The 20,139-nt window shown below is 37.1% G+C and carries 20 protein-coding genes; 15 read left to right on the forward strand and 5 right to left on the reverse strand.

The window, feature by feature from the left end; genetic code table 11:
- Positions 1-2 precede the first annotated feature (2 nt).
- The 12 genes from V3565_RS04445 to V3565_RS04500 all read left to right on the forward strand — a co-directional run bounded on the left by V3565_RS04445 (position 3) and on the right by V3565_RS04500 (position 12,191).
- The gene (locus V3565_RS04445; RefSeq protein WP_455478867.1) at positions 3-797 is read left to right on the forward strand and encodes a hypothetical protein; all 795 of its coding nucleotides are present in this window, start codon (positions 3-5) and stop codon (positions 795-797) included.
- Between the two features lie 228 nt (positions 798-1,025).
- Entirely contained in the window at positions 1,026-2,144 is a 1,119-nt protein-coding gene (locus V3565_RS04450; RefSeq protein WP_455478005.1) for a N4-gp56 family major capsid protein, read from the forward strand.
- A gap of 114 nt (positions 2,145-2,258) precedes the next feature.
- Entirely contained in the window at positions 2,259-2,954 is a 696-nt protein-coding gene (locus V3565_RS04455; RefSeq protein WP_455478006.1) for a hypothetical protein, read from the forward strand.
- The gene (locus tag V3565_RS04460; RefSeq protein ID WP_455478007.1) at positions 2,955-4,418 is read left to right on the forward strand and encodes a hypothetical protein; all 1,464 of its coding nucleotides are present in this window, start codon (positions 2,955-2,957) and stop codon (positions 4,416-4,418) included.
- Positions 4,419-4,475: 57 nt separating this feature from the next.
- Positions 4,476-4,934 (forward strand): hypothetical protein, encoded by a 459-nt coding sequence (locus tag V3565_RS04465; RefSeq protein WP_455478008.1) that lies wholly within the window; start codon positions 4,476-4,478, stop codon positions 4,932-4,934.
- Positions 4,931-6,055, forward strand: coding sequence for a tail fiber domain-containing protein (locus tag V3565_RS04470; protein ID WP_455478009.1), 1,125 nt, complete (start codon positions 4,931-4,933; stop codon positions 6,053-6,055). Before V3565_RS04465 ends, V3565_RS04470 begins: the two co-directional genes overlap by 4 nt.
- The gene (locus tag V3565_RS04475; RefSeq protein WP_455478010.1) at positions 6,052-7,023 is read left to right on the forward strand and encodes a phage tail protein; all 972 of its coding nucleotides are present in this window, start codon (positions 6,052-6,054) and stop codon (positions 7,021-7,023) included. Before V3565_RS04470 ends, V3565_RS04475 begins: the two co-directional genes overlap by 4 nt.
- 596 nt (positions 7,024-7,619) lie before the next feature.
- Entirely contained in the window at positions 7,620-7,856 is a 237-nt protein-coding gene (locus tag V3565_RS04480) for a hypothetical protein (RefSeq protein ID WP_455478011.1), read from the forward strand.
- A gap of 124 nt (positions 7,857-7,980) precedes the next feature.
- Positions 7,981-8,643, forward strand: coding sequence for a lysozyme (locus V3565_RS04485; protein ID WP_455478012.1), 663 nt, complete (start codon positions 7,981-7,983; stop codon positions 8,641-8,643).
- Positions 8,640-8,891 (forward strand): hypothetical protein, encoded by a 252-nt coding sequence (locus tag V3565_RS04490; RefSeq protein ID WP_455478013.1) that lies wholly within the window; start codon positions 8,640-8,642, stop codon positions 8,889-8,891. Before V3565_RS04485 ends, V3565_RS04490 begins: the two co-directional genes overlap by 4 nt.
- Positions 8,892-9,655: 764 nt before the next feature.
- Complete coding sequence (locus V3565_RS04495) at positions 9,656-10,099, forward strand: hypothetical protein (protein ID WP_455478014.1); 444 nt, start codon at positions 9,656-9,658, stop codon at positions 10,097-10,099.
- A gap of 1,336 nt (positions 10,100-11,435) precedes the next feature.
- Complete coding sequence (locus V3565_RS04500; protein ID WP_455478015.1) at positions 11,436-12,191, forward strand: DUF4167 domain-containing protein; 756 nt, start codon at positions 11,436-11,438, stop codon at positions 12,189-12,191.
- Between the two features lie 39 nt (positions 12,192-12,230).
- On the opposite strand, the gene V3565_RS04505 is transcribed toward V3565_RS04500, so the two are convergent.
- The 4 genes from V3565_RS04505 to V3565_RS04520 form a co-directional block, all read right to left on the reverse strand.
- Positions 12,231-12,665: a hypothetical protein gene (locus tag V3565_RS04505; protein WP_455478016.1), complete on the reverse strand. Its 435-nt coding sequence runs from the start codon at positions 12,663-12,665 to the stop codon at positions 12,231-12,233.
- Positions 12,666-12,710: 45 nt separating this feature from the next.
- Positions 12,711-13,076: a hypothetical protein gene (locus V3565_RS04510; protein WP_455478017.1), complete on the reverse strand. Its 366-nt coding sequence runs from the start codon at positions 13,074-13,076 to the stop codon at positions 12,711-12,713.
- A 223-nt stretch (positions 13,077-13,299) separates the two neighbouring features.
- Entirely contained in the window at positions 13,300-14,313 is a 1,014-nt protein-coding gene (locus V3565_RS04515; protein ID WP_455478868.1) for a sensor histidine kinase, read from the reverse strand.
- Between the two features lie 20 nt (positions 14,314-14,333).
- The gene (locus tag V3565_RS04520; protein ID WP_455478869.1) at positions 14,334-15,128 is read right to left on the reverse strand and encodes a response regulator; all 795 of its coding nucleotides are present in this window, start codon (positions 15,126-15,128) and stop codon (positions 14,334-14,336) included.
- Between the two features lie 169 nt (positions 15,129-15,297).
- Between V3565_RS04520 and V3565_RS04525 the strand changes: the two genes are divergently transcribed.
- The 3 genes from V3565_RS04525 (at position 15,298) to V3565_RS04535 (ending at position 17,726) form a co-directional block, all read left to right on the forward strand.
- Positions 15,298-15,501, forward strand: coding sequence for a NepR family anti-sigma factor (locus tag V3565_RS04525; protein ID WP_455478018.1), 204 nt, complete (start codon positions 15,298-15,300; stop codon positions 15,499-15,501).
- Positions 15,502-15,507: 6 nt separating this feature from the next.
- The gene (locus V3565_RS04530; protein ID WP_455478019.1) at positions 15,508-16,062 is read left to right on the forward strand and encodes an RNA polymerase sigma factor; all 555 of its coding nucleotides are present in this window, start codon (positions 15,508-15,510) and stop codon (positions 16,060-16,062) included.
- Positions 16,063-16,316: 254 nt separating this feature from the next.
- The gene (locus V3565_RS04535) at positions 16,317-17,726 is read left to right on the forward strand and encodes a sensor histidine kinase (protein ID WP_455478020.1); all 1,410 of its coding nucleotides are present in this window, start codon (positions 16,317-16,319) and stop codon (positions 17,724-17,726) included.
- Between the two features lie 225 nt (positions 17,727-17,951).
- Here the strand turns inward: V3565_RS04535 and V3565_RS04540 are convergent, their stop codons facing one another.
- Positions 17,952-19,955, reverse strand: coding sequence for a M23 family metallopeptidase (locus tag V3565_RS04540; protein WP_455478021.1), 2,004 nt, complete (start codon positions 19,953-19,955; stop codon positions 17,952-17,954).
- Positions 19,956-20,139: the final 184 nt, after the last annotated feature.

The following is a 20,139-nucleotide window of genomic DNA, read 5'->3' on the forward strand; positions in this document are numbered from 1 at the left end:
TGATGAATCAAGAATACTTGACACCGGAAGAACAAAATCACTTGAGACAGGATTTTCTTTCAGAAACACAGCAGGAAAACAATTCTGAAATTAGTGAGAAAGAAAAAGTAACAACTCTTGAAGAAAACTTTTCAGGGAGTGAAGAAGGGCAATTACAACAGCCAGCACAGCAAGTTAGTGCACAAGCATCTGATATTCAGGAAGCGGTAGAAACGCCACCAGATCCACAAAAAGACTTCATGGGTTATATGCAATGGCTTGGAAAAACACTTCATCAACAGGGATTGTTGCATGCTAAACAACAATCCAATTCTCACGCTTCTGATGCAGAACAGCTACATTCTTTTTTTCAGCAATCCGTAGCTTCTGTTAAACAAAAATACCACGATTTTGACCAAGCGGCTGACTTTATTTATGATATGCGTGCTAGCCAGTTAGCTGCTTATGCTTCGCTTTATCCCGAAATGTCTGATCCAAAAGTTATTGATACAGTGATCGGAAATGAATTTAAGCAGATTCTACGCGATTGTGCGCAAAAAAATCAAAATCCTGCAGAATTGATTTACAATATTGCGCAAAAGATTGGATATACAAATACTCAAAGCAATATTGTTGAAAATTTGCAAGAAAGGCATAATTCTGCGCGCACACTTGCTGCCTATAATGGTTTGACGTCTAGTGGTCCCATTTCTTTGGATATGCTCGATAAGATGTCAGAGGCAGAATTTAGTGTTTGGGTTACTGACCCAAAAAATAAAGCCGCTTTTAATCGCTTAATGGGTGGAGGAGATATCTGAGAAGGCAATGATAAAGAAAGCTTCTCAAAGCAAGAATATAGGGGGAGACCTTTAAAGGAAGAATGTTTAGAGGAAACCTCTAAAAAGGGGGAGGGGAGGCAAAAGCTATCAGAAAGTATCATACAAATACACAATAAATCAATCCACTATCTAGAAACAGAGAAATGTGGGCAGTCAACAACCGGCGCTTTGCCGGATTTTTTATGTCAATAATCTTAAGAGGATACAATGACCACAACCTATATAGGACTTAATGACCCAATGGCCGTGCGCACATGGTCTAAATTACTTAATCAAGAAGTTTCCAAGGCAATCCCAATTGCTCCGTTAATTGGAAAAGACTCCAATAGCATTATACAATTAAAAGATGAAACCAATAAGGCAAGTGGAGATGCGATCAGCTTTGGCTTGCGTGTGCAGTTGCTCGGTGATGGGGTAAGTGAAGGACAAACACTTGAAGGACATGAAGAAGCCCTGCAGTTTCTTAATGATCGCTTGGCAGTCAATGAACTTGTTCATGCTGTGCGTGTTAAAAATGAAGGCACCATTGATCAACAACGTATTCTCCATGATTTGCGTACCGAAGCGAAAAATGGTTTGGTTGATTGGTATGTGGATCGTTTAAGCATGATGTTCTTCATCCAAGTTTGTGGCTATACCGCAAAATCTATTAATTTTGAAGGACGTAGCATTACGCTTAAACCCGTTCATTATGGATTTAATGCCCCAACTGCACCAACCGATAAACGTATTGTTCGCCCCAATGGAAAAACAAAAGACGAGGATTTGAAAGCAAGCGATGTCTTTGATCTTAAGCTGATCGATAAAGCTGTCGAACGTGCTAAGCTTGCAAATCCTAAAATTAGACCAGTGCGTATAGAGGGAGAAAATGTTTATGTTCTTTATCTTCACCCAACACAGGTAACACAATTACGAACCAATACAGATGCTGGGCAGTGGCTGGACATTACGAAGGCGATTTATAGTGGAAGCCGCATAAAAAACCCGCTTTATGATGGGTCGCTTGGTATGTATAATGGCGTTATTTTGCGTGAAGCCGAACATGTTACAGAAGGTGTGGAATCAGGGACGTCAAATAATGCTGTTACAAATGTTCGTCGAGCTGTTTTGCTTGGAGCGCAAAGTGCTGTCATCGCTTTTGGTAAGGATCGCGGAGCTACACGCTATAAATTGGTGGAAGAACTCTTCGATTATGAACGCGAATTCGGTGTGGCAGCAAAAACTATTATCGGTATGAAAAAAACATGCTTCAAATTACCGGGAAGTGAACAGGGTATGCAGGATTTCGGCACAATCGTGATCCCAACTTACGGAGCTCCTGCTTAAAGATTGCTTGCAAGCTTATAAAATATTTCTCCCAGCAGATCATTTGTTTGGGAGAAAAACATTTAAAAAGTGCAATCGCTGCAATACCTCATTTCAAAAGGATTATGACTGCTCATGACTGTTTTATCCGCTTATTCCAATTATTATGATGCCACTGACTCAAAAAATCTTGATGACTTTTCTCGTATGGTAGAAATCATTCAAGATGAAATTGATGATACAACATCTGAATATTTAGAGCAAATTCAAAACTCAATTTTTACTGCTATGCGTTTTTGTACACAAGAGTCTTTTTTCTTCAATGAAAAGAAAGTGGTAACATTTAAAACACAAATAGGAAAAATATGGTATGGGCAACAAGATGGTTTCTTTCTTGAACCGAATATGGTTCTCGATTCTGTTTTTTTAGAAACCCATTCTGCAACGCAAATCCAATTATTTTATAAATCTATAGAACTATTACAACAACAATATGGATCCCATTCATCGCAAGGAACTCCCTATTTTTATACCTGTAGTGATCAAAAAATAGGACTGTTCCCAACACCTCAAGATGTTTATGACGTACGTTTTTTTTGTACGATTGGATATGATAAGGGAAAGAGTATCATACAGAATGATAGTCCTTGGATGATGTATGCATTTGATCTTATTAAAGCTCGCGCAAAATATGAACTTTACAAAAATATTCTCAAAGATCCTGAAGGTGCTGCTAGTGCTTTCAATGATTTTCAAGAACAGGTCAAAGCTTTACGTATAGAAACATCGTACCGAAGGAATGCTTCAAATATTCTTCCGATGAGGTTTTAAATGGCTTTTTTTCCAATTGCTGATTATCGCCCTGATGTTGCCGATATTAATGGTGTTTTTACTGATGAGCTTGTTAATGTATTGCCTGCTGATGGATCCTATATCCCCATGCCAAGCTTTATTCCTTGGACAGATCCTTGTCCAGATCCCATTTTAAGCGCTATTGCTATCAAAACAAAATCTGGCGTATCCATTATTGCCGGAACGGAACAAAAAATCTACATTCTCGACAACACAACAAGGCAGTGGAAGAATATTAGCCGAAAAAAAATACCCTATCTCGCTAATGTTGATGCTCCATGGTCTTTTGCTTTGTTTGGTGATTATGTCATTGCTGTCAATGCAAATGATAAACCTCAAGTGATCGATATTGAGCATGATGAAAGATTTAGAAATTTAGGAGGAAATCCACCACAAGCTGGAATTGTTCGTGTATGGGGAGATTTCGTTTGTTTGATGAAGTTAACAGAGTATCCACGCCGCATCCATTGGTCAGGGTTGAATGATGCCGAATTTTGGACTGTTGGCAAAAAAGGCTGTGATTATCAAGATTTCCCAGATGGTGGGTCTGTGCAAGGAGCAACAGAAACAACAAATCCTATCATTTTTATGCGTTCCGCAATCTATGCTGGATCCTTTATTCCTGGATCGAAGATTATTTTCAGTTTTCAAAAAATACACGATAAACGTGGAGCAAAAAACTCAGATTCGATTGTTTGTCGAGGAGATTTTGCTTTTTTCGCTGATGAAGGTGGATTTTATCAAATAACCAGTGGGGGACAAATTATACCAATTGGCTTTGAAAAAGTTGATCGCACCATGACAAAAAAATCTAGTTATAATAACTTATCAACTTTATCTGCTGCCATCGATGGTGTGTATAATCGCGTTTATTGGATGATTAATGCCGATGACACAACCCAAAAACGCGTTTTACTTATTTATGATTGGGGATTGCAAAAATGGACAAAAGCTGTTGTCGACATCCAAATGATCTTACCCATTTTCTCAGCAGGGTGCACCCTAGAAGGTCTTGATCTTGTTTCAGAGAGTATTGATGATTTGCCCTTTTCTCTCGACAGTAAAGTTTGGCAAAATGAATCTTCAGTTCTTGGAGGGTTTGATCATCAAGGAAGGCTTGGATCATTTTCCGGTCAACCTATGGCTTGTGTTATTATCTCACAAGAAATGGGGCAGACCAATGGCATGGTAACTCGGATTAAAAATATTATGCCTCAGGTGGATAGCAGCAAGTTTTATCTTTCTGTGGGAATGCGTTTGCGGCAATCCCTTGAAGATGAAGTTATTTGGCTTCCGGAAAAACAGCCTTCTCATCATACTGGGCAAATTCATTCTCGTGCAAGAGCACGGTTTTATCGCTTTAAACTTCGGATTCCTGAGGGCATCAATTGGTCACATGTTACAGGTTTTGATGTTGAGTTAAAGCCCGCTGGCATGCGCTAGTATGCTTTGTCATTTTTCAAATGGCTTGTTGCAAAAAAATCCGAAAGAATTAAAGTCATGACACAGCAACCAGAGAGCCAAAATCTTTATTCCATCCATCTTACGGATCGATGGTCGTTAGAAAAAATATCGCTCTATCAAGCAGATATTAATGCCGCTATGCAGAAATATGCTAAGCGATTTCCAGATGATGTGTGTTTGGCAACAATTGCTCAAGAAATTGCGACAGGGCAAACACAATTATGGTTGATCTTAAAAAATAAGTCTCAATTTAGTGCTTGTGGGATCACCAAAATTGAAATGACTCATACAGGAAAAAAACGTGTTGTTGTTTTAGACCTTGCCGGAGAGGGAGGGCTAAAATTGGTTAAATTGATTGATAAAGTCGAAGATTGGGCACGTAACATCCACGCCGATGAAATACTAACCATTGGAAGATATGGATGGGCTAAGATGCTTGCCCATCATGGCTATTCACTTAATCTTATTCATTATAGAAAGGTTTTGCTCCCATGAGAAGACGAACAACCCCCCAAATTCAAACAATAACTCAAACAAATGATCCACCTTCTTGGGTGGAAAATATTCTGAAAAAAGCAAGTTCTGAAGCACTCGATCTTTATAATAAAAGGAAAGGCAATAATATTTATCGGGGTGAGCGCATCGCCGATTTGAGTGATATGACAAAAAATGCTCTTATCGGCTTACAAAAAACCGCTGATCTTTATAATAATCCAACTTTTACAAAGAGATTTAACGAACCAACTCATAGTTCTACAAATCTTTTTAATATGGCAAAGGGAGACTGGATTGGAGGTAATAGCAAATTTAATGCTGCACTGCAAAATGCACTCAGTAAAACTTCCGATTCTGTTAATCAGTTAATGTCTGGATCTGGACGTTATGGATCTGGTACCCATACAAAGGTGCTTGCTGATGAATTGGGCGCATTGGCAACAAACGCTATTGCACGCCAATATAATGAAGATATCAAAAATATGATGAATGCCAATCAGATTATTGATCGCTCATTGTATGATCAAGTTAATGCTGCTAATTCTTACTATCAAGGACAAAGCAATGCACAAAGTAATGCTTTAAAGGGAGGTATGATTCAAGATAAAAACCAACAAAATATTTTAGATGCTAAGCATCAACAGTGGATCGAACAAAGTAACGAAGACTGGAATCAGTTGGAAAGATTGTTGCGAATGGGAATGCAAGCTGCCGGAAATTATGGCGTAAAAGCAAGAGAGTCCACCACAACACCTTCAGTTACACAAAATCCATTACGTGATATGCAGCAAATGATGAAATTTATGGGCGGTTTTTTGAGCCTTTCTGATGTGAGAGCCAAAGAGAATATCATTCCTATGGGGAAGAAAAATGGCTATCCACTTTATGAATTTAGTTATAGGGGAGATCCTCAACGTTATTGTGGCGTTCTTGCTCAAGAAGTGCTGCATTTGAATCCCAGTGCGGTTTATATGAATGCAAAAACAACATTATTGCATGTCGATTATAGTAAAATTGGCTTTAAAATGAAAAAAATAAGAGTGCCTAGAAATAAAATTTTTGCCTTCTTTTCTTCTTTTTTTACCTGTTTTCGTTTTCTGCAAAAAGGACATATTCTATGAGTTCTATTTACGATTGGTCGCTTGTGGCACCCGAAAATGCTCGCACAGATAAGATCATAAACTGGGCAGAGGGGCAACCTCCAAGTACAGTTAATGATAGTGCTCGCGCGATGATGCAACGCGTGAGGGAATATCTAGCCGATAATGGTGGAGATATTGAAGCAAAATTCACAATTAATCATGATGAAAAAAATACATTGATTAATTTGAACACCAAGTCCGATTTTTCGATGTATACAAACGGAATTGTCCTTCGTTTTAAAGCGCAGTCGATCAATGTGGGTGCAACATTCGTAACGTTGAATCAACTAAAATCTCAACCTGTTTATAAAGTAATACAAGGTGGTATAAGACCCTTGACTGGTGGAGAAATTCAATCAGGGGGAATTTATGAGCTTGTTTATTATTTCGATCTCGCTGGAAAGGATTTAGATGGATGGTATTTAACGAATCCAACGATTTCTATCGCACATAGTTTTCCGCCGGGCTTCATTGCCACTTTTGCTATGAAAGATGTTCCTGAAGGTTGGCTTGTGTGTGATGGCAAAGCCTATAGACGAAAGGAATATCCTCTTCTCTTTTTAGCTGTTGGTGAAACATGGGGAAACGGGGATGGTCGTAACACGTTCAATGTTCCTGATTTTCGAGGAATGTTTTTGCGTGGGCTTGATGCTGGAAGAGGTGTTGATATAGGTCGTTTGTTAGGAAGCAATCAAGCAGATTCCTTTAAATCTCATACTCATACAGGAAAGACAGATTTCTCAGGTGATCATAAACATGCAACGGATGATATTCAAATCGTTGGGACGTGTGCTTCAGGAACAGGACGTGCAAGATATCTTAAGACTAACGAGAAGGTTGATACAACTAATGCAGGAAATCATATGCATACAATCCATTTAGATGCAACAGGGGATGAAGAAACGCGCCCTGTTAACGTGGCTGTTGTTTATGCAATTAAAACATGAGAACCGAATTTTTTGTATATGCAAAAATGATTTAAATATTTTTTATCTGAATCATATAAGATGGTGCGCACACAACTTGTCTGATATAGATCACTGCAGAAAAAATTGAAAATATCGCTGTTTTATGGCGTTGTATTTTGCCAATTTTGTTGCATTTTTCTTTTTCAAGAGGAAAAAGAAATAAGAAAAATAGGGTAAAAATTCTCTATTTCTTCATAGCATTTACGTTTTTCTGGATGATGTTTGTCTAAAAAGCGATTGCTATCTATGACAGGAAAGGAAACACTGTATTTTGAAAGTGTGTTTCTTGACCGATATTATGGTTATAAAAACTGATACAAGCTTATTCGTTATTATCGCTAAACCATAATTTTAAGCTAAACATAAACTGTATAGAGTAGGCAACGATAAGCATACTTTTTTGGATTCTATGGTTAGGCGGTGGTGTCCTTGCATGTAGAGCTCTCTTTTTGTCCAAAAGCAATAGTTTTAGCACAGCTGATACATGGAGAGCGTTCAATATACTGGTGCTAACGTAATACTGCTATCCATTCATAAAACGGTTTTATAATCCATCACAAAAAAAGGGGGATGCAATGGAATTTTTTTCTATCGCTGATATTGATGATCCTAAATGTATTCGCGTAGTTCTTTATAGCAATGGAAGGATGGGGCATGCTCCTTTAAGTGCACTGTTGCACGAGATACATCAAAAGATTGGTATCCTTGATAAAAAACAAGTCAAGACTGCCGCACAAATTGTACAGCGTGTAAATGTTTTAGAACAACAATTGCAACTTGTCGTACAAAATCTTCAGAATATTAAACACTAATAGGGTGCCAACAAGATAGCGCAATAGCCAATAAATACAGCTAAATGTAGCAAAGCAGGTAGCACCTAGTATATTCCTCAATTTTATCTTTACAAATCAGAAATAGCCTGAGGAGCGCTAAAAAATGAGAAAAATATCAAAGGAGGGGCTTGCGCTCATTAAACAATGGGAAGGCCTTCGCTTGCAAGCTTATCAAGATACTAGTGGTATTTGGACAATTGGCTATGGCCATACTGCAAAAGCAGGTGCACCTGTTGTATATAAGGGGATGCAGATTACGGAAAGTCAAGCAGAAACACTGTTACAAAAAGACTTGATGCAATTTGAGAAAATTGTTGATCAGCTGGTTCAGCGGTCTTTAACAGATGAGCAGTTTGCTGCTCTTGTCTCCTTTTGTTATAATGTGGGAATAAAAGCTTTTCGCAATTCTACGCTCTTAAAAAAACTTAATGATGGTCATTATGAGGCTGTGCCAGTTGAATTGCACAAATGGACCAGAGCCGGAGGAAAATACTTAAAAGGGCTGGTATATCGACGAGCTGCTGAAGCCGGATTGTGGTCTAAAGGATCTTATGTTTCTTCCAATTATCAAACAGTAGAAGCACCAAAAAAGGTTTTTTGGCAGAATGCTGAAATTTTTGTGCCAATCGTCGGTTCATTTTCTGGATTAACAGGGATTTTAACCGGAAAAGGCCCTATACAATGGGCTCTGGCAGTTATTATCCTTTTGGCTACAATCATAGGTATAGGAATATTTTTCTATAAGATTAGGAAGGAATATCAGTGATTTTTTTACCTCGTTGGCACTTGATTGGAGCCTTGATCACCATTGCTGCGTTGAGCAGCTTTTTTTATGGACGCTATTTTGAGCGTAACAAAACTTTGATTCAGGCTGTTTCAGCTTTTCAAGATCGTGAGAAAATCAATGATGAAATTTTTTCTCTTTCTCCTTTACGGATCTGTCTTGCTCTTGGCGGGATGCCAGACGAATGTACCGCTGTTTTGCGCGGGATGGACCAAACCCCCGATTATTAACAAACCAGCTTCTTTAGTAAAAAATGAGCCGCTATTATCACGTTGGATTGTAGCAACAGACCGCTTTGGTCGACAGCATAACTGTTGGAAACCATGATGTTTATTAAAAATTGAATGTTCAAGCAGATCTGTATTTGTTATTATTTGAAACAATATAGTCGATCGCAATGTTTACTACAGTAACGTGCAGGGTTTGTTATAATGATATGTTGATTTTCTTTTTATATTATAATTTATGAATAAATCCCAACTATGTAAGTGTAGACAAATATAGTCTTTTAAAAAAGTATATTATGATGGTGAAGATATGGTTATGATTGTAGCATCATCATTTTATAAGGATACAGCTATTCTGTATAAAATCAAAACTATGCCTGAAAAAATTGGTTAAATAATAAGCTTGCTATTTCAGTGATGTATATGTCTATAAAAAAGTGAATTTTATCTTCTATATGTAGTTGTAAATCAATAAAATCTTGTGGTACAATGAAATTTTATAATGAAGCTTCCATACTCTGTGCTATAAAGTGGATGCTAAAAGTTTCCGATGACCATTTTAAACAATAAATAGAATAAGCAGATGAACGCTGTAGCCAGCTGGGAAAAAATAGAACACTTCTTTAATTAAAAGATAAGGATTGTTCTTTAATACAAGAAGGCGAAAAATGCTTTTTATCTATTAATGCATTCTTGTGAAATATTGTGCTTGTATTATTTCTTGTTGTAAACGGGCTTACTCTCATAAATTAGAGGATATTGCATTTATGGAAAGAAGAATCCACGCGATGAGAAAATTGTATCGCAGGAAGTTGTATTATGTAGCTTCCCGAGTTTGTGCGGTTATTTTCTGTGTTATATTGTGTGGTTTTACAACAAAACAAATCATCAATTATTTTTTTCCTAAAGAAGAACTTATTCAACAAAGTCACACTTTTTTGGCCATTCCGTCGTTTGATTTGCGTATTTATTGCAAGGAAATTTCTGCTTCAGTTTTGCCTGATATGAAGGAAGATGCTTATTATCGCTGTATTAATTCAGAAAGTGAAGCTTATTTTGCTATTCGTGAAATGTGGGACGATCTTTCCGATCATGTAAAAGAAAAATGTATAAAAATGGTGAGACCAGGAGATGGAAACTATTTTCTTTTACGGGATTGTTTTATCAATGAAAAAGAGGGTGAACAACGCAAGGTACGCAACTACTTCTAAGTTTTTGTATAAAATTTCCGATTATATAGAAAGCTGTATTGTTAAAGTATTTTTTATTCCTATGCTTATAGTGTGCGGTATCTTATTGATAAAATATTGTCTTTCTGTTTTTGGGTTAAAATATATCATAGGTGTACTGTAAATATTAAGGCACAAATATTGGATATTGCCCTCATTCTTTATGGGTATAGTTAGAGAAAAGGAGAGGCTGTGTGTTTAGAATTATGCTCTTGTAATCCCTTAAACAATTTTTTTGTCGGATAAAAAATTGCTAATTTTAATCTAAAAAACTCTTCCATATTATCATAAAACTGCCGTATTGTTATTGACAATGAAAGTATCTCTAATGCTCGTTGGTGTGTTAAATGAGGTGTCGAGAAAGTTACCGTATTAGTTGCATCTTCCTGTCTTGAAATTTATGGTTACTGTTCCGTGATTTCTAGTGGTTGCTGATTATAGCTATTAGGATTGTAATTGTTTCGGAAAAGTCCAAAAAAGAAAATCAGTGTTGGTGGCGATTATCGTCAGTTGTTTTTGAATTGAACAGAGAGCGCGGTTTTCTTTTTATTGTTATGAGTGAGTGGCTTCATGTTTTATTGTAGGGAGTTTTTCGTGTAATATGGCGACAAATACGACAAATTTTAATAGTTCTTTAGTTTTCATATATGCCCAAAGCTAATAATTTTGATTAATCTAGGAGAGGTGTATAAGTTATTTCAAAATGATTAAGAGATATGGCGAAATCTTTGATGTGTGTCGATAGTTGTTGTGTATCACACAATTGAGCCTAGAAAAACATAATTTCTGTGTTTTTGTGTCTGGTCATTAAATGTGCAAAATGGGTACAGTGCTATACATCTTGGTGTAAATCTTGTGGGATGCAAACTTTGTAGGTCAAGTACACAAGGATGTGGAGGGTGTAGGTATTTTTAAAAGCAGTTATTTAAAAAGTTAAGAGAATCATTTATTAGTTTAAGTTTATTGTTCGTTTGCTAGAATTTCTTTTGTATGTTGTTCTGGCGTGTTGCTTTTTTTCCACAAGATGGTAATTTTTTAGTAAAATATGGTTTATTTAGAAAAAAATACTTGGCATTTTGCGTGAACATCACTAACTTTCCGCTGATTAACAGAGAATAGGGATTTTAGTTTAATGGCTTCCCTGCTGTTTATGATTCTCAGAAAATATATGCTTTTATAGAATAGTCAGTGGGTATCATTTCAGTTAAGTAAAATGCATATAGCCTGATAACCATATTTTTGATTAGCATTATCAATGGATAGTGCAATGAAGAAGATTCAATGAAGACACTACACAAACACTCCAAAAGGGATGAATATGAGGCCACAACAAAATAGACGGGTACGCGGTCGCAATAATAATAACAACAATGGCAATAATAATAATCGTCGCGGTCCTAATCCGTTGTCTCGGAATTATGAAAGTAATGGTCCGGATGTCAAGATTCGTGGAAATGCACAGCAAATTGCCGACAAATATATAAGTCTTGCGCGTGATGCACAAGGAGCCGGTGATCGTGTTATGTCTGAGAATTATCTACAGCATGCAGAGCATTATTTGCGTATTATTCTTGCAGCAGTTGGACAAATGCCTCAGTTCGTTAAGCGTGATGAAAACAATGATCAAGATTGTGATGAAACAAACGCTGAAGGTACAAAAAAAGACGATATAAACTATGATAAGTCCACGTTATCAACACAGCAACAAAAAAATGACGATTGTCAAAAAACTAAAGTACACAATGGTCATGCAGGTGATGAATTAGCAGTGAATGGCTTATCTAAAGAGGATGTTAATCAACAGCAATGCCTTTCTAAAGAAAATACTGAAACAGTTAAAAAATCACGTCGTACTTCACGGAGAAGTGTTGTGCGTTCTAAGGAAGAAATATCCCCTGAACTTTCTCAGGTGATGCCAGAGGTTTCTAATAGCGATGGTATATCAATAGAAGATATTTCGACAGAAAACACCACATCTAGCGATTTATTGGGTGAAGGAGCTCAGAAGAAATCCCGTCGGCGTCGAGTATTAGCATCTCCAGTATCAACGCCTCCAGTAGAAGGAAGCGTTTGAACAACGGAAGGATTCTTAGCCATTTTTAATGAGAAGGCATTAAAGTCTTTCTTCTTTTGTCTCAAGCAAAAGAATCGCAACGAGTGCACCAGTATGGTAATTATAAATCATAAATTTTATTTGCCCTTCTGGTGTTAAGACTTTTAGTGCAATATTATTTTCTGAAAGATTTTGTGACAGAATCTGTGTTCCTTTTGGTAAAGAGAGCGTGCGTTGGATGATTTCTGAATTTTTGCTGTGAGAGAAAGAAGTATTTGCTTTTTTTGATGTAAATTCAGTTGCTGTCATTTTATATATGATGCCGAATAGTACAGCAAGAATAAGAATAAGCGTTATTGAAACAGAAATAATCATTAAACGCATAAGCTTTTTTCTTATTTTTTCTACTGCAGGATCTAAAGGATGATCTTCAGGCACAGAGCATTGTTTTTCGTCATCGTCTTTTTGGGTATGAATCTGCTTTTTATCCGCCATGCTTTACTTTCTCGTTATTTTTTAGAGTGTAAAAATCTTACGCTTCTAATGATTTTTATACAAGTGGTCTATGGGGAAATGTATATAAGAGGGAGATTCTGTAGTAACAGTGTCTGTTTTGTGGCTGGTGTGAAGATTATCATCTATGTTTTTTCTTTTAAGCAGGAAGTTTCCTCGGTTTGTCACAAACCAGATAATGTCTACTGCTTTATGGTGTAGATTTGTGTGTACATCTATACATTGGGCGAAGATTTGTTGCCCATGAAATGCAAATTTTTTGGTGGATGGTATCATGGCTTGCTCACATTCTTGGGCTGTTGTATATGTTTGAACCATTGTATTATTAGAATAACAGTTATTAAAATCATCTGTGCATGAAACTAATAAGAGGACAAAAATAAGAGGATTCATAAAACACTTTCTAGATGAGCAGTTGACAACACGGAATGCACTGTGTAAGCACACACATTTCTGTTATGTGAATGTTTTTAGGAGCTCTTAGTTCCACTGGTTAGTTGTACGGAAAAATGCTTTGTGTTGAAAAACAGAGCTGTTAGGTGTTGAAAAACAGAGCTGTTGAGTGCGCTTTATTGGGAATAGTGTTTTGTTTATTTTACAGCGTTGAAATATCTTTTCAAAAGAAGGTATCAAAATACGTATCAGGTACATATAGACGATAAAAAATTCCTTTTTCTGTTAATTTTAAAGAGGCTGAGCCGTTCACAGAAATTGGGACGATTTTTTCTAGTACAGCACTGCCAAAACGGGCTTTGTTATTGTTTGATAACAGGGTTCCATCTTCAAAATTTTCATCCCAAGTGATAAGAAGTTGTGTTTTATCATCCATTTTAGGGCATATCTCACAGCGTATACGTACAGATCCTCCTTCTTGCGATAAAGCGCCAAAAGAAAGAGAATTAACAATGAGCTCATGAAAAGCTAAGCCAATATGCAAAGCTGCGTTTGGAAAGAGATAAGGGTCATTTCCTTCAATAGAAAATCGTTTTGTTTCTTTTAACAGATAGCCTAAAGCCTGTGAATGAACTAATTCGCGAAATTGGGCGCCACGCCAGTCAGAATCAGTTATCAGATCTTGAGAATGGGAGAGAGAATAGATCCGTCCTTGAAATTTTCGCAAGAAAACCTGAAGCGATTCAGTGTAGCGTGCGGTTTGGCTGGCGATACTTTGGATGATAGCTAGAAGATTTTTAGAACGGTGGCTAACTTCTCTGAGCAATATTTTGAGCACTTGCTCACGTCTTCGTAATCCCGAAATATCAACACCTGTTGTAATAACACCGATAATTTCTCCACTATCGTTGCGGTGGCAGTCAATAGAAAATTTATACCAAATAGCTTGTTTGGTCATATCCTCAAATCGTGCCTCAACGGTTTGCATTTTGCCTGTAGCTAAAACCTGTAATTTGATTGTTTCCATATTATCAGCAAGATCGAGTGAAAAAAAATCACTGTCGACACATCCCACCTGCCATTTATTGTGTAGATGTTGTGGCAAATTTTCAGCCCATAAATAAACCAGACTTGTTGTTTGGTATAAAACACAAATATCAGCACCACGAATTGCTTGCATTAAAGCACTGATATGTGATTTACTCATGGGAGGTTTTGGAACAGGGGTGACGATCATAACCAAAATGTTACCTTGTATTAGGCAGCTTTGGAAGCATTCTCTTGAAAAAATAAGGCTTGAGAGATAAGTGCTTTTACCATGTCGGGATTAAAGGGTTTAGTCACTAAAAAAGTTGGTTCTGGACGCTCTCCGGTTAATAATCGTTCAGGAAATGCAGTGATAAAGATTACAGGTATGTGGTCGTTCTGTAAGATATCATTAACCGCATCAATGCCAGAACTATTATCGGCCAATTTAATATCGGCTAAAATCATCCGTGGTTTTTTTTGGTGGTATATAGCCACAGCTTCATCATGGGTGCGTGCAATTCCTACGACTTGGTGTCCAAGGCTTTCCACCATTTGCTCAATATCCATAGCAATAAGAGGCTCGTCTTCAATAATCATAACCTGTGTGGCAATTTGTTGAGAAATATCAACTGATGCTTGATTAAGAAGTTTGCGGAAATCTTCTGCATCAAGATTCATGATTTCAGCGGCTTCTCTCTCGTTAAATCCTTCAACTGCAATCAGTAAAAATGCCTGTCGTGCGCGTGGTGTAAGATATGATAATTTTGCGCTTGATTTTTGTTCAATACCAAATTGTGGCAATGGTTCTGGAATATTGGGTGTGGTTTGGTCAAAAAGACAACAAAAAAGCTGATAAATGCCGATACGGTCATTTGACGTTGTTGGAAAAATAGAAATGTCAGCAATCAGTGCTTCTATCATCGCAGATACATAGGCATCACCTGATGATTGGCTGCCTGTTACAGATCGGGCAAAACGTCGAAGATAGGGAAGATGTGGTGCTATGCGCGTTGATAATGACATCATTTATAACTCCTTTGGCCTTTAAAGCACTTTGTTGGTTAGAAATCTCCAATAGATAAAAAAGTTCCTATGCTCATATGGAACTTTTTACGCAAAATCATATTTACAACCATAGGAAGAAAATCTCTTTTCAGTGCTACTTACGATATATGGATTAGGGGGATAAAAAATGAACGACTATGATGAAAAAAATCTCACCAATTACTTCATATTGGGAGATGATCTTCTCGGAGCCAATAGCGAAATAGCACGGAAATTGCGCCAATTTTACTTAGAAATTCAAGAAGAAGCACTACCTATGCGTTTTTTGGAGCTTTTAGAAAAATTGGATCAAGCAGAGCAGTTCGGCTTAAACAATGTGGAAAAGGTTTGACCCTCTATGACTATAGGTGTGAAAAACTTTAAACAGGAATTACTTTTGATCCTACCGGCTTTACGGGCTTTTGCTATTTCATTGAGTGGTAAGCACGATAAAGCCGAAGATTTAGTGCAAGATACTATTATGAAAGCATGGGCCAAGCAGGATAGCTTTGAAATGGGAACAAATCTCAAAGCTTGGCTTTTTACCATTTTGCGTAACGAATTTTACAGCCAAATGCGCAAAAAAGGAAGAGAAGTTCAAGACAGTGATGGTGTATTTACCCAAAGTGTTGCCATTCATCCTTCACAATATGGATCTCTCGATTTACAAGATTTTAAAAAAGCCTTAAACACATTATCTGCTGATCAAAGAGAAGCCATTATTCTCATTGGTGCATCTGGTTTTTCTTATGAAGATGCTGCGGCTATTTGTGGCTGTGCCGTTGGAACAATTAAAAGTCGTGTCAGCAGAGCACGCAATCGTTTGCAGGCACTGCTCAAGGTAAATGGTGAATCTGATTATGGGCCTGATGCTTATTCAGCTGGAAGTACACTGTGTTCATTTAGTGGCTAAAAGAGCATAATAATTATGATTATCCTCTAATAATTATGGTTAATAACCTTGTTTTTTTAATTCCCGTTATAGCTATTAAAGTGAAGTCAGCATTTTGAAAAAATTCAAAGTGTTTGGCGTGTGTAGTACCTTTGAAAAAAAATCAAGGGAAGCATGTATGAAAGCACCAATTAGGTTTGTTGTGCTGTGATCTATAAGGTCATCTTCTTTTGTGCTGAAAAATGACAATTTTCAGGTTCGCCGATGGAAATTATATGACGACAAAGACGAGTTTGCTGCCTAAAATGCCTAATTCTAATTCTACAATATCGCGTTGGCGTTGGACAGCAATTATTGTGTCTCTTGTTATGGCTTTTTTGGCATCAACCTTCATTATTCTGCTCTCAAATGCGGTTGATCGAGAAATTTCACAGTTGAATACAAGTTCAGAATTGCGTGAACAGGCTGATCTGGTTTTAATTCATCTAATTGATATGGCAGTAGCTGATAGGAGTTATGCGAAAAGTCGTAAGGAAGAAGACAAAGCTCGTTTTGAAAATGCAGTTCGTGATCTTAACGATACCCTCGATTATGCAGCGATGATTGTTTATGCACACCCACAATGGTATGAATGGTTTGCTGCTTTTAAAAAGGAAGTTGAAACACGTCGAGCTTTTATGAGTGCTCGTATGCTCGCTCTTGATGTTATTCCTGATCAACCTTCTGATCCCCCTGAAATTCACAAGGTTCAAGTTGCGCGTTTAGCTCAATTGATGACCAATTTTATTAATGGAGATGATGTCGTACGGCAAGGACAACGTGAGGATATAGCACTTATGCGTGCTGCTTTAACACTGGCAGCGCTTGTCTCTGTGGTTAGTACTTTTATTTCCGCTTATTTTATTATCAATCGTTTTTACCGTGATGTACGTGCTTTAAAATTGTATCAATTGCTGTTGCATAGTGAAAATACTGCTCTTGAAGCTCGTGTGAAAGAGCGTACGAAAGAATTGGAAAAAGCAAGAAATCACGCTGAAAAAGAACGTCAGCGTGTTGAAATGTTGCTGCAGGATGCTAGTCATCGCATTGGAAATTCTCTTGGTACAGTCTCTTCTTTACTTGGTTTGCAATTAAATCGCAGCAAAAATGAAGAAGTGCGTTCTGTGCTTGGTGCTGCACGTGACCGTATCCAGACAATATCTACTGCACACCGACGTTTGCGATTGAGTGATGATGTAGAAACAACTTTGTTGGCTGAGTTTCTCAGTTCGGTTGTTCATGATGTTGAATTGGCAGTACCTTTTGAATTGCGCGAAAATATTACTATTCATACCTCTTTTAAAGAAAGCCGATTATCTTCAAGAGATGCTACAACACTTGGGATTATTCTCGGTGAATTATTAACCAATTCTTTAAAACATGCTTTTCCTGATAAGCGTCGTGGAAATATTTATATTGTTTGTGATTACCGAGAAAATGGCCAAATGGTGCTGATCGTTGAAGATGATGGTATTGGTATAAGTGAACAAAATCTAGACCAAAAAACAGGGCTTGGCCGTTTGATTATTGAACAGCTATGCATGCAATTTGGTGAGAAATCACTTTTTGAAACATCTGCTTTTGGTGGGACGAAAGTTACGATTCCTTTGCCAAATATAAAAACAAACGACCATAATAATTCATAATTTGTTCTTTAAAAGAAGGCTTGGATTTCTTTTCTGTTTGTACAGTTTGAATAGAGCAAATGTCCTTACATATGCAATAACTTATTAAAAATAATTGTAGTTATATTCTAGCTTATTTTCTTTTGTATACAAACTGGAAAAAGGTGAAAGCTGTATTTTGATGATCAATATACTGTTTAAGAAGAGACACGTTCTTTGCTGAAGAATGCTCTTGAAAGGCATGGTTTAAGATGCTTCTTCTGATGGCGTTATCGGGCTGTTTATCAAAGAATCAATATTATTTTTCTCTCGTAAAAATGCTTGTAGATCTTGATTTGTTAAGGTCTTGCTGTCTGGTAGACGGATGCGCATTGGGTCAACTTTCGTACCATTTACAACGATTTCAAAATGGCAGTGAGGACCGGTTGCTAGCCCCGTTGATCCAACATATCCGATGATTTGCCCTTGTCGTACTTTCACGCCTGGTTTGATACCAGGTGCATATCTGCTTTGGTGTGAATAACTGCTGACATATCCATTGGCATGTCGAATTTCTGTATGGTTGCCATATCCTCCTACTATGCCTACTTTTATTACAACGCCATCGCCGATAGAAATAATTGGAGATCCTTTGGGCGCCACCCAATCCACTCCCGTATGCATGCGCACATATCCTAAAATAGGATGTTTTCTTGGCCCAAAGGGAGAACCAAAAACGCCATTCGGAACAGGTTTACGAAGTAAAAAAGGCTTTGAACTTTTTCCTTCTGAATCGTAATAATCGATGCTACCATCTTTTGATTGATAACGGTAATATTTGTAGGTTTTATTGCCAAAAGTGGCACTGATGTAACGAATTTCTGGATCTGTGGTGGTGGTAGGTTCGTTTGATTTCGTGTTCTTTTTGCCGTTTTTGCTCTTTTTATTGTTTTTACTTGTATCGTTTTGTTGTGGTACAGCATAAAATATTTCAAGCTGATCGGTTGGTGTTATCCGGCTTTTCATATCAATGTTGGTTGCAAGCAGATGAATAAGATGTTTAGAGGTAGATTCTGACATATTATGGTTGAGTATAGCGCTATAGATGGCATCATAAGCTGTTGGTAATTGCGTTGAATTGATATAAGAAGGAGGAATACCGTTTTGAAAAGCAGTTTTAAGTGTGTGTGACATTTCTGGTTCTGCACTTGCAACAAGCTGGTTGTTATCGTCGAGAGCAATTGTAAGAATATGATGCATTCCTTTATAGATGCTGGCGCGTACAAGATGATCTTCTTCTCCAGGTTGTGTTACAATTCCAATACGTAGAAGAGTTCCTTCTTTAAGGGTATCTGAATGGTTGAATATAGCTAAAGTATTTGCAATTTGTTCAATTTGTTTCTTTGGATAATCGGTTTTTTTAAGAATATCGGCTATTTTTTGTGTTTTACGAATAGGAATAATATCTTCAGCATAGTTTTTAGTGAGATCAATTCGATGATTCTGAGGAGAAACGGTAACGTTTTCTTGAATGATGCGCACTTCTGGGACATCTGTAAATTTTTTAGTAGAGGATAAATCATCTAATTTTAAGGGATCAATTAGTGTTAAAATTGAAAGATGTTCGTTGATTTTATCCAAAGAGAATCCGGCTTTTTGTAATTCTTGTTGTGCTTCAGCGGAAGTGAGGATATCTGCGTCATTAAAATTTACTTGATCAATAATAAAATCATAACTGCGTAGAGTCATTTTTGTTTCCACTTTTGCTCCGTAAATTTGTCCAGAATCTTGGAATTCAGTGGATTGATTTTTTGAATCATGAGTAACAATGCTTAAGGCGTCAAATTTAGGATATGTTCGATGTGGGCGCTCTTCAGCTAAAGACATTCTAATCCACTCAAATTTCTGAGTCTGAATGATTTTTTCATCACCTTTTTTTTGCAGAATTGATAATTCGAATTGACGCTTACTATCAAAGCTTTGTCGTGCATGAGTGGGAGAAATACGATCACTTTTATGTCCATTGTCATCAGGGTTTTGTACTTTGGATAAGTTTGTTTGCGTAAACCATTGTGGAGGGGTTACTAATCGTTGTTGTCCGTCTAAAGCAGCAAAAAATGCGATTCCCATAAGAATGCAGGATGTGATTCCAGTCAGAATCGTTCCTGTTAGCCAACGTATAGAGACTTGTCGGCGGGCAGGAAGAGAGCGTTTCATAACAAGAGCAGGATCCTGTCCAGGATCATTTTTCTGATGTTGATTATCCCACATAGATGTTTATTGTACTCTTTAAAAATATCAAATGCGAGAAACTAGCATAGCTTAGAATGTTTCGACAAGAATTTGATTATTTTTATAAAAAATACGAGTCCCTTTTATAAAAGCAATAGCTTTATATAAAAGAAATGGTTTTATATATCTACAGTAATAATATGGTATCTACATGAATGATACA

It is taken from the genome of Bartonella sp. B10 (assembly GCF_053794435.1).